The organism is Haloglycomyces albus DSM 45210 (assembly GCF_000527155.1).
GTDB classification, from domain to species: Bacteria; Actinomycetota; Actinomycetes; order Mycobacteriales; family Micromonosporaceae; genus Haloglycomyces; species Haloglycomyces albus.
In genome coordinates this window covers 2,797,231-2,813,190 of the sequence record NZ_AZUQ01000001.1, presented here as the reverse complement: position 1 = coordinate 2,813,190, position 15,960 = coordinate 2,797,231, and the positions used below count along the sequence as shown (strand labels likewise).

General features: G+C 59.8%; 12 protein-coding genes and 1 tRNA gene. 9 read left to right on the top strand and 4 right to left on the bottom strand.

All coding sequences use genetic code 11. From position 1 onward, the window contains the following. Window positions 1-370 precede the first annotated feature (370 nt). Window positions 371-805 carry an SsgA family sporulation/cell division regulator gene (locus tag HALAL_RS0112985; RefSeq protein ID WP_025274412.1) on the top strand — a complete coding sequence of 145 codons (435 nt, stop codon included), beginning with the start codon at window positions 371-373 and terminating at the stop codon, window positions 803-805. Between the two features lie 250 nt (window positions 806-1,055). On the opposite strand, the gene HALAL_RS0112980 is transcribed toward HALAL_RS0112985, so the two are convergent. After that, window positions 1,056-2,258 (bottom strand): acetate/propionate family kinase, encoded by a 1,203-nt coding sequence (locus HALAL_RS0112980; RefSeq protein ID WP_025274411.1) that lies wholly within the window; start codon window positions 2,256-2,258, stop codon window positions 1,056-1,058. After that, window positions 2,258-4,318 (bottom strand): phosphate acetyltransferase, encoded by a 2,061-nt coding sequence (gene pta / locus HALAL_RS0112975; RefSeq protein ID WP_025274410.1) that lies wholly within the window; start codon window positions 4,316-4,318, stop codon window positions 2,258-2,260. Before pta ends, HALAL_RS0112980 begins: the two co-directional genes overlap by 1 nt. A gap of 239 nt (window positions 4,319-4,557) precedes the next feature. Here pta and HALAL_RS0112970 point away from each other — a divergent pair, with 239 nt between their 5' ends. The 3 genes from HALAL_RS0112970 to HALAL_RS0112960 all read left to right on the top strand — a co-directional run bounded on the left by HALAL_RS0112970 (window position 4,558) and on the right by HALAL_RS0112960 (window position 6,254). Further along, window positions 4,558-4,761, top strand: a complete 204-nt coding sequence (locus HALAL_RS0112970; RefSeq protein WP_025274409.1) for a hypothetical protein — start codon at window positions 4,558-4,560, stop codon at window positions 4,759-4,761. A 53-nt stretch (window positions 4,762-4,814) separates the two neighbouring features. After that, window positions 4,815-5,099, top strand: a complete 285-nt coding sequence (locus tag HALAL_RS0112965; RefSeq protein ID WP_025274408.1) for a hypothetical protein — start codon at window positions 4,815-4,817, stop codon at window positions 5,097-5,099. 357 nt (window positions 5,100-5,456) lie between these two features. Beyond that, on the top strand, window positions 5,457-6,254 hold the full coding sequence (locus tag HALAL_RS0112960; protein ID WP_025274407.1) for a hypothetical protein: 798 nt from the start codon (window positions 5,457-5,459) through the stop codon (window positions 6,252-6,254). A gap of 315 nt (window positions 6,255-6,569) precedes the next feature. Here HALAL_RS0112960 and HALAL_RS0112955 read toward each other — a convergent pair. Next, window positions 6,570-6,645, bottom strand: a tRNA-Gly gene (locus HALAL_RS0112955). A gap of 143 nt (window positions 6,646-6,788) precedes the next feature. Here HALAL_RS0112955 and HALAL_RS0112950 point away from each other — a divergent pair. Both HALAL_RS0112950 and HALAL_RS0112945 read left to right on the top strand, forming a co-directional pair. Beyond that, window positions 6,789-9,179 (top strand): phosphoketolase family protein, encoded by a 2,391-nt coding sequence (locus HALAL_RS0112950; protein WP_025274406.1) that lies wholly within the window; start codon window positions 6,789-6,791, stop codon window positions 9,177-9,179. A gap of 117 nt (window positions 9,180-9,296) precedes the next feature. Next, the gene (locus tag HALAL_RS0112945; protein WP_025274405.1) at window positions 9,297-10,373 is read left to right on the top strand and encodes a hypothetical protein; all 1,077 of its coding nucleotides are present in this window, start codon (window positions 9,297-9,299) and stop codon (window positions 10,371-10,373) included. Between the two features lie 55 nt (window positions 10,374-10,428). Here the strand turns inward: HALAL_RS0112945 and HALAL_RS0112940 are convergent, their stop codons facing one another. After that, entirely contained in the window at window positions 10,429-10,806 is a 378-nt protein-coding gene (locus HALAL_RS0112940) for an Rv3235 family protein (protein WP_025274404.1), read from the bottom strand. A 244-nt stretch (window positions 10,807-11,050) separates the two neighbouring features. On the opposite strand from HALAL_RS0112940, the gene HALAL_RS0112935 reads away from it, so the two are divergent. The 3 genes from HALAL_RS0112935 (at window position 11,051) to HALAL_RS0112925 (ending at window position 15,957) form a co-directional block, all read left to right on the top strand. Continuing rightward, window positions 11,051-12,424 carry an MFS transporter gene (locus tag HALAL_RS0112935; protein ID WP_025274403.1) on the top strand — a complete coding sequence of 458 codons (1,374 nt, stop codon included), beginning with the start codon at window positions 11,051-11,053 and terminating at the stop codon, window positions 12,422-12,424. 9 nt (window positions 12,425-12,433) lie between these two features. After that, window positions 12,434-14,470, top strand: a complete 2,037-nt coding sequence (locus HALAL_RS0112930; RefSeq protein WP_025274402.1) for a molybdopterin oxidoreductase family protein — start codon at window positions 12,434-12,436, stop codon at window positions 14,468-14,470. Window positions 14,471-14,586: 116 nt separating this feature from the next. Further along, entirely contained in the window at window positions 14,587-15,957 is a 1,371-nt protein-coding gene (locus HALAL_RS0112925) for an FAD-dependent oxidoreductase (protein WP_025274401.1), read from the top strand. Window positions 15,958-15,960: the final 3 nt, after the last annotated feature.

Sequence of the window (15,960 nt, the reverse complement as noted above, 5' to 3'; positions counted from 1 at the left end):
GACAATCGACCCCCGTTCCTCCCGAACCCTTCTCACACCTCCGTTCGTTGAACCTCACGATGGATCCACGGGAGCACGGTTATGACACGAAGCGATGTCTACCAGCAAGGACGTCCTCACCCTCGGGAGTAAACCACGGTGTTGTAATTACGACATCTTAAGTGACAAAGGTGGGGCCTTTTGTCGGGCTTTGCCCAGGAAACGCCGGAACTCGTACGGGTTGGTATCGGTGATCGCACTACGTCTTGGCAGCTTCAATGGTAATTCTAGATGCAAGGTAATTCGTATTGCCGCGCTCACACCGGGTGACGATATGCGAAATGGAATTGTTCGTCAGCTGCGCTGACTGACATACGGGGAGGGTTTAGTCATGAGTACGGCTCGGTCGGCGACAGTCGATATCGCAACGACCATGCGGTTGGTTGCACCTGACTTCGCAACAGTAGCGGTCAAAGCTTCATTGCATTATGACCCCGCGGATCCATATGCGGTGCGTGTGGTATTCCACCCCGACGGAACCGACGCGGAGCAAGTGGCGTGGTCGTTTTCCCGCGAACTCTTCGCCGAAGGACTGGAAGAACCAACCGGAATGGGAGACGTCCGGGTGTGGCCATGGACGACTCCTCGGGGCGAATCGGTCGCCCTCGCCCTCTCCTCACCCGACGGAAACGCCCTCTTCGAGATCAGCCGGGCGGTCATCCAGCGCTTCCTGCGCCGAGCGTTCAGCCTGGTCCCACGGGGACGTGAGGATTCATATGTCGACATGGACGCCGAATTGGTCAAGCTGTTGACCGAAGAAACCTAAACCCGAGACTGCGGCCGTCGGTCTCGTTCGACCCCGGTCAAGCCGTCGGGGTACCTACGGTGCGACCGGAAAACGACGAGTCCACGGAGACGTCGCACGACTTTCCTTCTGTGGTTGCTCAAGGGGCCGGAGTACCCGGCCCCTTGAATGCGTCCAGCAACGATTGAACGACAGCCGGCCCGTTTGCCAAGCTCGACCGCGGTCCCCGAGCGAATGCCGTTTCCACCTCTCCGCGAAGCAGTGCCCGGACTTAGGAAATCTTCCCCTCACCGCGTAGCAGCATTGCCGATTGCGTAGCGATCTCGCCTTCCTCGTTCGTGGGAATGACCAGTATTCGCACCTTGGAGCCGGTCCCCGTCACATCTACCGTTCCTCGGATTTCATTGGCCTTCTCGTCCAAGACCACCCCGAGGGGCTCCAGTCCTGCCAAGGCACGTTGCCGTACCGACGGAGAATTCTCCCCTACTCCGGCGGTGAAAGCGATCGCGTCGGTACGTCCCAGGGACGCCATATACGCCCCAAGATATTTTCGAATGCGGTACGCATACAGATCCAGCGCCGCATCAGCGGCTGAATCGCCGTCGTGGGCCGCTGCTTCGATACCTCTCATGTCGACCATGCCAGTCATGGCCAACATTCCCGAACGCTTATTGAGCGCCTGGTCCAACTCGTTGACGTCCAGCCCGCCCTGGCGATGCATGTGGAAAACGATGGCGGGGTCGATATCACCGGAGCGAGTTCCCATCACCAGGCCTTCGAGCGGAGTCAAGCCCATAGACGTGTCAATGGAGCGGCCTCCTGACACGGCGGTGACGGAGGCACCGTTGCCAAGGTGGGCGACGATCACGTTGACGTCCCGCGGATCTTTTCCCATTTCGCCGGCGGCTTGCCGGGACACGTACGAGTGCGATGTCCCGTGAAATCCGTAGCGGCGTACCCCGTAGTCCTCCCGCCATTCGGATGGAACCGCGTAATTGTACGCGTGCGGCGGCATGGTCGAGTGAAAGGCGGTATCGAAGACGGCCACCTGTGGAAGGTCGCGAAACATGCGGCGAGAAACCCGTATGCCTTCCAGATTGGCGGGATTGTGCAGAGGGGCCAATTGCGCCAAATCGGCGATGGCCCGCTCGACTTCATCGGTGATCACCGTCGGCTCGATGAACCGTTCCCCTCCATGCACCACACGATGCGCCACCGCTTTGAGTCCCACTCGATTCAGATCACTTCCCTCACTTCGGAAGGCCTCTACCATTGCCGTGATCGCTTCGCCGTGGTCGACGACCGGGCGTTCCTCGACCTGTTTCCCGCTCTGGGATTTGTGGGTAACGCAGCCGTCCTCCTCCCCGATCCGCTCCACCAGCCCGGAGGCGATGACATGGAGATCGTCGGCGTCTATCAGCTGATACTTAAGCGATGACGATCCAGAGTTGATCACAAGTACCGGTGTGGACATCAGTTACTCTCTCCAGCTTGAATGGCCGTCAAGGCCACGGTGTTGACGATATCGGGAACGGTTGCGCCGCGCGACAGATCATTGACCGGCTTATTCAAACCTTGAAGAAGCGGTCCGACCGCCGTTGCTCCGGCGGAACGCTGCACGGCCTTGTACAGGTTATTACCTGTATTGAGGTCGGGGACGATAAAGACGGTCGCCCTACCGGCCACTTGAGAATCGGGCATCTTGGTACCGGCGACACCGGCGTCGGCGGCGGCATCGTACTGGATCGGACCTTCCAAGGCGAGATCCGGACGTCGACGCTGCGCCAGCTCGGTTGCTTCCCGGACTTTGTCCACCGCCGCACCCTGTCCCGATGCACCCGTCGAGTAGGACAGCATGGCCACGCGTGGATCGATGCCGAACATTTCGGCCGTCACCGCCGACGACACCGCGATGTCGGCCAACTGCTCGGCGTTCGGGTTCGGATTGACGGCGCAGTCACCGTAAACCAGAACTCGATCGGCCAAACACATGAAGAACACCGACGACACCACCGCTGCGTCGGGCCGGGTTTTAATGATCTCGAACGACGGCCTGATCGTATGAGCGGTGGTGTGAACCGCACCGGAAACCATACCGTCGGCCATCCCGGAATGGACCATCATGGTTCCGAAGTAGGAAACGTCGGCCATGGTGTCATAGGCGGCGTCGACCGTAACGCCCTTATGCGACCGCAACTCACTGTATTCGCGGGCGAAACGCTCCCGGATTTCATGATCACCGGGATTGAGTATATTCACATTGGACAGATCGACACCGAATTGACCCGCTTGAACCCGGATCTCGTTTTCCTCCCCCAACAGAGTCAATTCCGCCACGCCCCGTCGGGCCAGCACATCCGCGGCGCGTAGTATCCGCGGTTCCGCGCCTTCCGGCAGCACAATATGTTTACGCAGGCTACGAGCTCGTTCCAACATGTCATGTTCGAACATGATCGGCGTTACCGCCGTGGACTTCGCCAACTGGAGCGATTCCAGCAACGACCTGGAATCGACCCCGTCATAAAACGCCGCCAGTACCGCGGCGAATTTAGTGTCGTCCCCGTTGGCCAGACTCCCTTCGATGGATCCGGCCAGGTTCGCCGCTTCGAAGGTATCGTGTCCGACCAGGACTATGGGGAGACGCGATTCGGTTCGCACCACAATGTCAAAGATGTTCGGATCGGGGCGAATCCCCCCGGTTAGAAAGACGGCCGACAGGCTCGGCACCCCCTCGGCATGATGCGCCGCGAGCAGACCCAGCAAGGTCTCTCCCCTATCCCCGGGAAGAATCACGGCTTTGTCGTCCGCCAACCTGGTCAGCAGATTGGGAAGTGTCATTGCCGCTACGACGACGTCTCCGACCGTACGGGTCAGTACCTCCTCATCACCGCTGATCAACAGCCCCTCCGAAGCGGCGATGAGTTCGGCGACCGTCGGGGCGGCAATGGCGGGATCGTCGACGACGAAGTCCACGTCCGGGTGATTGTCCCGCAAGCGATCGACCTGTTCGGGATCGACTCGATTGACAATGCTCCCCAACTGCACCGCGTGGTCGGCTTCGGCTTGCTGCGACGCCACATGCAGGGCGTCGGAAATCGACTTGGGACTCTGCCCGTACCCACCGATGACGGTCAGAACCGGGGCGGCCAGATTAACCGCGATTCGAGTGTTGAACGAATACTCGATCGGAGTCGGAGAGGCGGAATAATCACTTCCGACAATGAGGATGACATCGTGCCGCTCCGCAAGGGAGCGATAACGATCCACTATGGTGGCGAGCGCTTCCTCAGAGTCGGAGCGCACCGCGGAGTAGGTGACGCCCACGCAATTGCGATGTTTTTCTCCGAGACGATAGTGCTCGGATAGGGTGGTGACGATGGGATCGCCGTCATCGGCGTGTTCATCGTTGACGACGGGACGGAAGACGGCGACCGACCCGGTTTGTTTTGTCAGTAGGTCCATAACTCCGAGCGCTATGGCAGATTTTCCACTGCCCGCGTCGAGTCCGGCGAGATAGAGATTTCGTGTGGCCACATTTTAACGCTAGCCACGCTCGTCCTCTGTCGCAGCTCTTTTGGATAGCGGCTCACATATGACTTGTACCGTATGTCGATATTATGGATATCGACGTCTCCCGACAGGGTTCGTGAACGCCCGAAACGATGGGTCCGGTGGTATCGTTTGTCCGCTCTGGCGGGCTTTTCCCGGAAACGGGCTTTTATCGACTGCTCACGTGGCTGGACTGTTTATGACGCTTCTGTCACCATATACGTATGAACGGCCAATCGTATTTCGCTGCCGACTCTCTTCAAGCCGCTCCCGGAGTGGCAGTGGGTATTTTGTTGATTGTGGCTGCTGTGGCCTGGTTTTCGCCGGTGGCCCGTCGCAAGTTCCGTAAGGCCACCCTGTGGCTGTCGGTTTTGGCGATAGCGGTACTTGTCTTGTACGGGTATCTCGGTGGGGCGGCAAGCGCCTGAGGCATTGATGCGAATCTTCTTCAGGCATCCGCCACTCGCTGTAGTCTGTGGGCATGGATGGAAATTCCGCTGAAGCCTATAATCCCGACGCGGACCTGGGCGATGACGAACAGGAAAATGAAATCGAACTGGCCGAACGATTCGTCATCGACGACCCCAGCCGTCAGCAGGAGGACTTCATGTTCGAGGGGGCCCTAAACGGAGACGGGTCCATCACCGAATACACGGCTGCCGAGGCGGGTAAGAATTTCCGCGATTCCTCACTGCGTTTCCCCGAGCCGGCCGAGGAAGCGGGTATGCACATCGACGACACGAATACCGGTTCGGCAGAGCAATAGAGCGACGGCAGGACCGGTTATCCCTCCTCCAGAGGAACTTCCAACCTCGCTGGTCACAAAACCCCTAATTCCGTTGGTCAAGGCAGTGATGTTCCCGTACCGGAGTAGGTTCGTCCCGGTCTTAATCCGCTGCGATCCGCCTCGTCGAGGGGAGGGACGGACTCCCGTCTACTCCACAGGGCAACAACCATGGAAGCAGTGCCGACGCCGTCTACAGTGCTTTTAAATAACATGAAATTCATTTCTGACAAGCACGATAATTCGGGCGCCAATTGCATTAGAACTCATAGGTGAACGTCTGGGGCGTGAATTCAATCCAGACCCGAACGACACATCGTTGAAAGGAAGCTCAATCCTATGAGTAGAAAACGCACCGTCGGTCTACGATTCACCATGGGTCTCGCTACCGTCGCCGTCGGCACGACCATGGCCGCCGGTCCTGCCCATGCCCAACTGCCCGAACCTCCCGTCGATGATCCCATCGACGACGTCACCGACGGTGACACTCCAGATCTATCCGAACTCGCGTGCTCGTTGATCGAACTCGACGTGAGTCTTACGAACCTGGTCATCACTACAGAGGACGGTTCGGAATTCCCTCTCCAGGACCTCTCCGGACAGGCCGCGGTCGTCCCCACGGTTGACGACCCGACAGGCGACCTTCCCGGAGGGGATCTGCCGGGAGATTCAGCACAGACCGACCAGCTTCCGGACCCACCGGGCGGGGATCTACCCATCACGCTCGATACCGGCACGATCTCGCTCAATTCCGATCCACTGGCCGGAGAGGAAACCGAAGATCTTCCCGCCAGTCTGCTCCTTGAACCGGTCGACGACGCCGATGTCAGTGAATCTACGGAGCAACTCAAAGATATACCGTACGGTCTATCAATACTCGTGCCCGGCATCATCGGCACTGACAGCGGTACCGCCGAGCAGGGCGACGCGACCGCGCCATTGACCGAGTTGAAGTCCGCTGGACCGATAGAACTGGACGTTCAGCGCGTTCTCGACGTCATACAGTCCGGCCTTAAGGGGATGAGCATGAACTCGCTCCTACTCGGCACGAAACTGGTTGACACAGAAGGTAATCCGGCTGGCAAACTAACGTCGCTTGCTCCCGACGACAGTCCGGTCGGTTCACCGACGCTGTAACCCGGACGTCCTCATCCGTAACGGGGCAGCAGAGATTCATCTGTACGGCAGGATGAGAAGCCGTAGGGCTTCCGTCGACAGGCAACCATCCGGACCGTCGAAGGAAGCCCTACTATCGACATCGCTGCACCTCTTGTCTACTTGACCGGATGCAACGGGTCCAAGTCGGCCACTGGCCCTGCCCCGGACCTGGCATCTCAGCCTGATCTCCCTGCGCGGTCGACGGGATACCGGCAAACACGGCCTCGTTGAAGCTGAACAGTGAACTCCGGATACAAAAAAGGCCACGAGACTCAACCGTCTCGTGGCGCGAATTGGAGCGGATGACCGGGCTCGAACCGGCGACCTACACCTTGGCAAGGTGTCGCGCTACCAGCTGCGCTACATCCGCCTGCTGCCCTCAAGTCTAACGCACGGCTTTCCACGCTCCACACGCACCCCCCATGTAAGGCTGTTCACCTCGGGAGCGAAATCAACGCGGTCATTTTATGTAATAGCGACCAGCGCCCCGAAATTTGATGCAGTCTCATAATCATGAGCATCCAGCATGAGCACCTGCGAGCCGCCCAACCGCTCGACGCCACCGAGTTGGATCAACTCGACTCCTACTGGAGAGCGGCAAATTACCTCACGGTCGGCCAGATTTACCTACTGGACAATCCCCTCCTCCGCGAGCCGCTGCGACCCGAACACGTCAAGCCACGTCTTCTAGGGCACTGGGGTACCAGTCCGGGACTGTCAATGCTCTACGTTCATCTCAATCGGATCATCAAGCAGCGCGACCAGGACATGATCTACATTTGCGGCCCTGGTCACGGAGGCCCGGCCATTGTGGCCAATACGTGGCTGGAGGGCACCTATCCGGAACTGTATCCGTCGGTGAGTCATACCGAGGACGGGATGCGGCGCCTCTTTCGGCAGTTTTCCTTCCCCGGTGGGATTCCGTCCCATGTGGCTCCGGAGGTACCCGGGTCGATCCACGAGGGCGGTGAACTCGGGTACGCCGTCTCCCACGCGTACGGGGTCGCGTTCGACAATCCCGACCTCGTCGTCGCGGCCGTCGTTGGGGACGGAGAAGCCGAAACCGGACCGTTGGCCGGTTCATGGCTGTCCAACATATGGCTGAACCCGGTCACCGACGGCACGGTTCTCCCCATTCTCCACCTCAACGGCTACAAGATCGCAAATCCGACCACCCTGGCACGCATCGATAACGACGACAGACTGTCGTATTTCCGAGGGTTGGGCTACGAACCCTTCGTCGTTTCCGGTGACGATCCCATGGAAGTCCATCAGAACCTGGCCGCTGTACTGGACCGCATCTTCGACCGAATCTCGGAGATTCGATCCCACGCACGCTCCCGACCGTCCACTCCACCCCGGCCGCGGTGGCCCATGCTCATCTTCCAGACCCCCAAGGGCTGGACGGGGCCGCAAACGGTGGACGGGGTCCCGGTCGAAGGCACGTGGCGAGCGCATCAGGTACCGCTTCCCGGGGTGCGTTCCAACCCTGAGCACCTGCGGCAGCTGGAAGAGTGGATGCGCTCGTATCGGCCCGAGGATCTGTTCGACGCCACCGGTTCCCCGGTCAATGACTTGAAACGCCTTCCGCCTACGGGTCGGCGCCGTATGAGTGCCAATCCGCATGCCAACGGCGGGCTCATTCTGCGCGAGTTGGTGACTCCCGACTATCGCGACTACGCGGTTCAATCGGAGGGGCACGGGCATACGGTGGCGGAAGCGACCCGTGTCCTGGGGGCTTGGCTGCGGGACGTCGTCAAGAACAACATGGATCGTTTTCGTCTATTCGGCCCGGACGAAGTCGCCTCCAACCGTTTGCAGTCGGTTTTTGACGTGACGGATCGTCAATGGGACGCGGTACTGTACGACACGGACGAAGATGAAGCCCCGCAGGGGCGAGTCATGGAGGTTCTCAGCGAACACAACTGTGAAGGTTGGCTGGAAGGCTATCTTTTGTCGGGTCGACACGGCCTCTTCACCAGCTATGAGGCCTTCATTCACATTGTGGACTCCATGTTCAACCAACACGCTAAATGGTTGGCCACCACCAACGAACTACCGTGGCGCGCGCCGATCGCTTCGTTGAACTACCTTTTGTCCAGCCATGTGTGGCGGCAGGACCACAATGGATTTTCGCACCAGGATCCCGGATTCATCGACCACGTACTCAATAAGAAACCGGACGTGGTTCGGGTCTACCTGCCGCCGGATGCCAATACACTCCTGTCGACGATGAATCACTGCTTGATGTCGCGGCAGTACGTCAACGTGATCGTGTCGGGAAAACAGCCGGCACTGCAGTACACCACCATGGACGAGGCCGATCGCCTCTGTGAACGTGGCCTGGGAATCTGGGACTGGGCTTCCAACGACGCAGGTGACAATCCCGACGTGGTGCTCGCTTCCGCAGGAGACGTTCCCACCTTGGAGACGCTGGCAGCCATCGACCTGTTGCGGCAGCATCTGCCCGATCTGAAGATCCGGATGGTGAACGTCGTCGACCTGATGCGTCTGCAACCCGAGATAGAGCATCCGCACGGTTTGCCGGATAGGGAATTCGACACCATATTCACGTCCGATCGGCCGGTGCTGTTCGCTTATCACGGTTATCCATGGCTCATACACCGCCTCACGTACCGGCGGACCAACCACCACAACATCCACGTTCGCGGTTACAAGGAAGAGGGTACGACGACCACGCCCTTTGACATGGTGATGTTGAACGACCTCGATCGTTATCGACTCGTCATCGACGTCATCGATCGTGTCCCCGGACTGGGAGAGCGCCACGCTTCTCTACGCCAGCGAATGGTGGACGCGCGCCATGAGGCACGGTTGTACACCCGGCAACACGGGGAGGACATACCGGCCGTCGCGCAATGGGCGTGGCCGTACGATTCTTAAACCTGCGGCCAGGATTTCGCCAGCGGATCAAGCAGAAACGGGTCTCCTCTAAGCAGCGATGACGCTCGGAGGAGTTTCCGTTCAATCACCATAAGTCATCCCTTAGACTTGGGAAACATGTCCCCCAACCGAACGAAAACCCCGCCCAGACGACGTGCCCTACCTCTGGTCGGCTTGGCCGCACTGGCTTTCCTACTCACCTCGTGCACCGGTCCTGCCGTGGCCTCGCTCTATATCACGCCCGGATCGCATTACATCGTTACCGATTCAGCCGACGGTACATGCGACGACGTCGAAATGCCCTATGCGGATGCCGAAGCGACTCTGGTGGGGGCGTATTTCGCTCTCAAGGTCGATTGTGTGGGCGAGGCCGACTCCTTCGACGAATTGGAGATGGATTCCGACAGCGAGGATTGGGGCGATCTGTACCCCTTGCCGCCGGGTGATTCCTTGGTATATCTGCGTTTTGCGGACCCGAATCCACATCGTCCGCTCTACCAACAGTCCAATCCGGAGAATGTCACCAGTACCATCACCATTGGAGAACAGGATTGGACGCTGGAAAACGAGGTTCCCCAGCCGGGTGACACCTTTGTATGGGTCGGTGACGCGAGCACCGAGATTCGCATTGAAATCAACGACAATAACCACGTGTTCGCCATGGATCCTCGTACCGGGGAACGCGAAGGGGTTATTGACGCGCTCTACCACGGATCACTCCTGTCAAAACAATCCGATCGTTACCCGATAGACGCCGAGTTCGAAGGCAGCAGTGGAAGCTACGTCTACTCTGGTTCAGTGCGGGTATTCTTCCAGGCGTTCGTCGAACGGACGGTGTTCCGCCAAGAGGACGGCTGGGTGGCCGATGGCGACACGGTCGAACTGGCGGTGTCGTACAGTTGGTTCGAAACCAACGACGAGTGGGAGCTCGAATGGAACCTGGACGACGATGAGGCCGTGGAAGTCTCACAGGACGGAGAGGCGCTCGAACCCGCTGAGGTCGACGCCGAGACCGTAACCGAGGGCGGTGCCCAGGTCCGCGAAGTCACACAGTACTTCGAAGTCGACGCTGAGGCCCTGGAGTATTCGTTCACTTTCACGCCTCCGCAGGAAGCGGTCTGGGCCGCCGAAGGAGTGGACATGCCTCTTACCAAGGGGAACGACGAGATCTCCTTCGACATATCATTCACTTAATCTGAGTTGGGGCGCGGCAATAGATGCCGCGCCCCAACATCAATGTGACAAGATGCTACCGGCGATGCCGACCAGCGTGGTCGATGACTCGAATTTCAGTCAGCATCCAACGTAGACCGATCTGCCGAATGTGCATGATCGCCGCCATTCGCCGCTCTCCGATGGAAAATCGCCAGAGGAACTCCGCCACTCCCGGTTCCGTACAATACTGCCGCAACATTCTTATGCCTTTCATCGGCCCTTCTATCAAGCGCCCGAGGTACTGCAACGAATCCCAGCCCTGATTCGTCACGTAACGGCGACACCCGCGCGCCGGCCGTTTTCCAGTGATGATGTCGAGAATATACGCGGCAATGGCGACCGCTTCGCGTGGAGGCGGACCGTCTTCGAAAGGCTGGTCGATGAACGGTGTGGTCATGGCATAAACGGACATGGTACATCCTTTCTCGCATTGTGATCCCGCAGAGTCGCTCCCCTGTCGGAGAGTTACACGGTAGTAACTCTACTAATTAGTAACTTAGCTATGACCGACGGTGAAGTCAAGACTGTGACCACTAAAAAATCAATCCTCGCATTCCTGGGGCGCAACCGAATCTGTTACACAATTCAGCGGCTTCTTAACACGATCGCCATACAACGGCGATGGATCAGAAACGATTCATCGCGATCCTCGAACCATGATCACCACCGCCGCTACCTCGCCAACACGTCACGGCAGCTGGATTCACCACTGGAACCCCGAGGACCCACGGCAGTGGAAGGACTGGGGGCGCCTCACCGCGCGTCGCAATCTCGTCTGGTCGGTCGCCTGTGAACACATCGGCTTCTCTGTCTGGGTCATGCTGTCCATCGTCGCGCCGTATCTGCCTGAGATCGGATACGGCTTCTCCACAACTCAACTCTTTTGGCTCATCGCCGTCCCCAATGTGGTGGGCGCGCTCGTCCGCTTGCCGTATACGGCGGCCGTCGGCACCTTTGGAGGACGTAATTGGACCATCATTTCGCTCAGCGCACTGGTGCCACCGACCGTCCTTTTGGCGTGGAACTTGCGAGATCCCGACACCTCCTACGGATGGTTCCTCCTGGCAGCGGCGCTAGCGGGACTCGGCGGGGGAAATTTTGCCTCCTCCATGGCCAACATTTCCTACTTCTATCCCGATCGTCTCCGCGGCACGGCCCTGGGAGTCAACGCCGCCGGTGGGAACATCGGGGCTCCCATGGTGCAATTGACCGGGCCGGTCGTCGTCGGAGTGGGAGTCATCGGAACCGGTACACTGACCGACGCCGGGGACCGGATCTGGTTGTACAACGTTCCCCTCATGTGGCTACTTCTCATTCTGGTGGCGATAGCCGGGGCACGACGCGGCATGGACAACCTCGCGATGTCCCGATCCAGCCTGCGCGAACAGGTACCGGTCCTCAAATATCCCCACACCTGGATCATGTCGGCGCTGTACGTGGGGACGTTCGGCTCCTTCATCGGCTATTCCTTCGCGTTCCCCCTCATCATCAACCTACAGTTCCCCGCGTTTGAATCCATTTGGCTCACGGCTCTGGGACCGCTTCTCGGCGCACTGGCCCGGCCACTGGGAGGATGGTTGGCCGACCGCTACTCCGGTGCACCTTTGACCGGGACATGCTTCGCCGTTATGGGAATCGGATCTCTCGTCGCCGTTTGGGCCGTCTCCCAATCCTCCTTCACCGTCTTCTTTCTAGCCTTCATCGTGCTCTTCTGCGCGGCAGGAACGGCCAATGGAACCACCTATCAATCCATCCCCGTCATCTTCCAGGCCACTCACTCGCATTTGCCGGCCACAACGGTCAAGCGGCTCACGGCCGCCGCACTGGGATGGATCTCCTGTATTGGAGCGCTCGGCGGCTTTCTCATCAATCAGGCCCTGCGAACCAGCTACGAACAATCCGCAAGCATCACCGGCGCACTCGTGGGATTCAGCCTGGCCTACCTGGCTCTCGCCACCTTGAACTGGTGGTTCTACCAGCGGCGTGCCTTCGGCACCCGAATACCGTCCCTTGCCCGCGAGCGCGTTTGAGGAGCATCAATGACACCACCCGTCAACACCCACTGTCCGTACTGTGCGTTGCAGTGCTCAATGACCCTGCACGACACGGCAACGCGAACTCCACGTATTGAACCTGACGAGGGCGGCCTGTGTCAGAAGGGTTGGACGGCGGCCGAACCGCTCGACCATCCCGATCGGCTGACCACACCGCTGATTCACGGTGAGCCGGCCGATTGGGATGACGCTCTCCAGTTCATCGTCGATCGTTATCACCGGACGGTTGCTCGGAGGGGAACGACATCGGTCGGGGTGTTCGGTAGCGGTGGTCTGACCAATGAGAAGGCCTATCAGTTGGGAAAGTTTGCCCGACTGGCGTTGCAGACCCCGTACATCGACTACAATGGGCGTTTCTGCATGTCTTCTGCCGCAGCGGCTTTCAACCGATCGCTCGGGATCGACCGGGGCCTGCCGTTCCCCAAGGAGGATCTCGCGCAGAGCGATGTGGTGATTCTGGTGGGCGCCAATCCGGCCGAAACGATGCCGCCTTTCATGCGGCATCTCGATCAACCACAACTGATTGTCGTCGATCCTCGCCACACGGCCACCGCCGCCCAGGCCGACCTGCATCTCGCTACCCGCCCGGGGAGCGATCTTGCGCTGGCCAACGGCCTGCTTCAGATGGCGATTGCCGGAGGGCACGTCGATCGTCCTTACGTCGATGCGCACACGCGGGGTTTTGAGGAGGTCGAACGCTCAGTCACTCAATTCTGGCCCGCTCGTACCGAACGTCTGACGGGAGTGGACGTTCGGTCGCTGTACCGTTGTATCGACTTGATCGCAGGGCGCCGCTGTACGATCCTCACCGCGCGAGGAGCGGAGCAGCACACTCGTGGAGTGGATACCGTTACTGCTTGGATCAACCTCGCGCTCGCGTTGGGCCTGGTGGGACGCCCGTCCAGTGGTGTCGCCTGCTTGACGGGTCAGGGCAACGGCCAAGGGGGGCGGGAGCACGGTCAGAAAGCCGATCAGTTGCCGGGATATCGGTCCATCAGCAATCTCGATCACCGTCGTCATACCGCTTCCGTCTGGGGTGTGGAGGAGTCGGCGCTTCCGGGGCTGGGGGTTCCCGCCACCGAATTGTTCGACAGGTGTGGCGCTGAGATCTCCATGCTATTGGTAGTCGGTTCAAATCCCGCCGTTTCCGCCCCGGCTTCGATGCGGGTTCAGGACCGGCTTCGTTCCTTGGAGACTCTGGTCGTCTCCGATTTTTTCCTGTCTGAAACCGCCCAGCTTGCTGATGTGGTTCTACCGGCGGCGCAATGGGCCGAAGAGGACGGCACGACGACGAACTTGGAAGGACGGGTGATTCGTCGACGGGCTTACCGCCGTCCGCCCGGCGAATGCCGCAGTGACCTGTGGATAACGTCGCAGCTGGCCAAACGCCTCCACGCTCCGGGTAGGTTCTCGGCTGACCCGGGTGTGGTGTTCGACGAACTCCGGGCCGCCTCCAGCCGTGGCACCGCCGATTATTCCGGTCTCGATTGGGAGGAGCTCGATGGAATCGAATCGTTCTGGCCGTTTCCCCATAACGCCGATCCGACGCCGCGCCTGTTTTCCCAACTACGGTTTCCCACTGATTCCGGTAAGGCTCAATTCATTCCTGTCGACGTTTCCGGGGGCGGCGAGCAGCTGCGGCACGACGACGAAGTCTGGATGACGACCGGTCGTGTCCTGACGCAGTACCAGTCGGGTACGCAGACCAGTCGGGTGTCGTCGTTGGAAGGGCGTCCCTTCATCTCTCTCCATCCCGATACCGCGCAGCGTCTTGGGTTTGTGGAGGGGCAGGAGGTGCACGTGGAATCCGGTCAGGGCACTTGTCAGGCGCCTTTGCGCTTGGATTGGAAGATACGCCGCGATACCGCGTTCGTTCCCTTTCATTTCTCCGGAGACCGCAGTGCCAATCGTGCGGTGAGAACGGCTGTCGATCCCATCAGCGGCATGCCGGAATTCAAAGTCAACGCCGTTTCCGTGCGAGCCGCGCTCAATACGAATGTCATCAAAGACCCTGATTCGTAGCACAGCGGAAACATTCCACGCTGCGGAACGTAATCCAGCGTCGTCACACTGACAATCACGACGCACAGCGGCACGACGGGCCCGCTCGACGGTAACGGGTCGGCGAAAGGAGAGCCATGCGGGTGGCAATCATTGGAAACGGAATGGCGGCGAATCGCCTTGCGCGGCAACTTGGTGAAGCCGGAATTTCTGTGACGGTCTACGGCGAGGAGCCTCACCGAGCCTACAACCGAGTTCTTCTTTCGGAATACATTGGCGGAGGGCACGAATCGAGTTCGCTCACCCTCCCCTCTCCCCCGGAATCACATGTCGCCGAACGACGCGGCGAGCGCGTGAGCTCTGTCGATCTTGATTCCAGAACCGTTCACGGACGGAGCTTCGATAAGCTCGTTTTCGCTACCGGTGCCGTACCTTTTGTTCCCCCGGTTTCGGGGCTCGACCCTCGTGGAGAGAGAGTCAGCCTCTTGCGCAGCTATGACGACGCGGAGAAGGTGCGCGAGTTGGGACGGAGATCGAACTCGGCTCTGGTTCTGGGTGGCGGTCTTCTAGGTTTGGAGGCGGCGCGGGGCCTGTCGGGCCAGGGGCTCGACGTGACCGTCGTTCACGTGGGCCAGCATGTTTTGGATCGACAGGTGGATCCCGCTGGAGGTGCGGCGATCGAACGAACCTATGCCGATTACGGGGTCTCCACCGTATGCGGTGTGGTCGCCTCGTCGGTCGTCGAGACCGATCGGTCGGTGGATGTACGCCTGGAGGACGGTCGCACCGTTTCAACCGATTTCATGGTCGTCTCCTGCGGCGTTAACCCGGAGACCACTGTGGCGGACGATGCGGGACTGAAAGTCAACCGCGGTATCGTCGTCGACGATCAATGCCGAACGTCCAACCCTGACGTGTACGCGGTGGGCGATTGTGCCGAACACGAGGGAACGGTTTATGGACTCGTGGCCCCCGCTTGGGAGCAGGCCGACGTGGTCGCTCGCCATATTCTGGCCGATCCGGACGAGCCTCGGTTTACGCCACCGGCCTCGATTCTTCGTCTGAAGGCCCCGGGAATCGACGTCGCGGCCATGGGGCGTCATCACGGTGGGGAGACGGTGTCTTTCGCCGATCCGGAGAACAATACGTACGCCAGGTTGACGGTGGACGACAACCGCCTGGTCGGTGCGGTTTTGGTGGGAGACAATCCCTCGGTCGGCGAGGTCGTCGAGCTGTTCGACGGCGGCGGGCCGGTTCCTCCGGATCGTCGTTCGCTCCTTTTGGGGCGTTATCACTCTCCTCCTTCCGCGAGTGGTGACGACGACGCGGTGATCTGCCGCTGTAACAACGTTGCTCGCCATGAGATTCGTCGGGCCTGTGCCGAAGGCGCCCGAACCGTGGACGAAGTCGCCTCCGCTACCGCGGCCACGACGGGATGCGGAACCTGTCGTTCCGAGGTAGCCGCTCTCTGTCAATCCGAACCGGAAAACGCCGGTATCCCAGTTTAAGGA

Bases quoted from the DNA above. Each gene is read 5' to 3' on its own strand.
- HALAL_RS0112985 (WP_025274412.1), top strand. From the start codon at position 371: ATGAGTACGGCTCGGTCGGCGACAGTCGATATCGCAACGACCATGCGG.
- HALAL_RS0112980 (WP_025274411.1), bottom strand. From the start codon at position 2,258: ATGTCCACACCGGTACTTGTGATCAACTCTGGATCGTCATCGCTTAAG.
- HALAL_RS0112970 (WP_025274409.1), top strand. From the start codon at position 4,558: ATGAACGGCCAATCGTATTTCGCTGCCGACTCTCTTCAAGCCGCTCCC.
- HALAL_RS0112965 (WP_025274408.1), top strand. From the start codon at position 4,815: ATGGATGGAAATTCCGCTGAAGCCTATAATCCCGACGCGGACCTGGGC.
- HALAL_RS0112960 (WP_025274407.1), top strand. From the start codon at position 5,457: ATGAGTAGAAAACGCACCGTCGGTCTACGATTCACCATGGGTCTCGCT.
- HALAL_RS0112950 (WP_025274406.1), top strand. From the start codon at position 6,789: ATGAGCATCCAGCATGAGCACCTGCGAGCCGCCCAACCGCTCGACGCC.
- HALAL_RS0112945 (WP_025274405.1), top strand. From the start codon at position 9,297: ATGTCCCCCAACCGAACGAAAACCCCGCCCAGACGACGTGCCCTACCT.
- HALAL_RS0112940 (WP_025274404.1), bottom strand. From the start codon at position 10,806: ATGTCCGTTTATGCCATGACCACACCGTTCATCGACCAGCCTTTCGAA.
- HALAL_RS0112935 (WP_025274403.1), top strand. From the start codon at position 11,051: ATGATCACCACCGCCGCTACCTCGCCAACACGTCACGGCAGCTGGATT.
- HALAL_RS0112930 (WP_025274402.1), top strand. From the start codon at position 12,434: ATGACACCACCCGTCAACACCCACTGTCCGTACTGTGCGTTGCAGTGC.
- HALAL_RS0112925 (WP_025274401.1), top strand. From the start codon at position 14,587: ATGCGGGTGGCAATCATTGGAAACGGAATGGCGGCGAATCGCCTTGCG.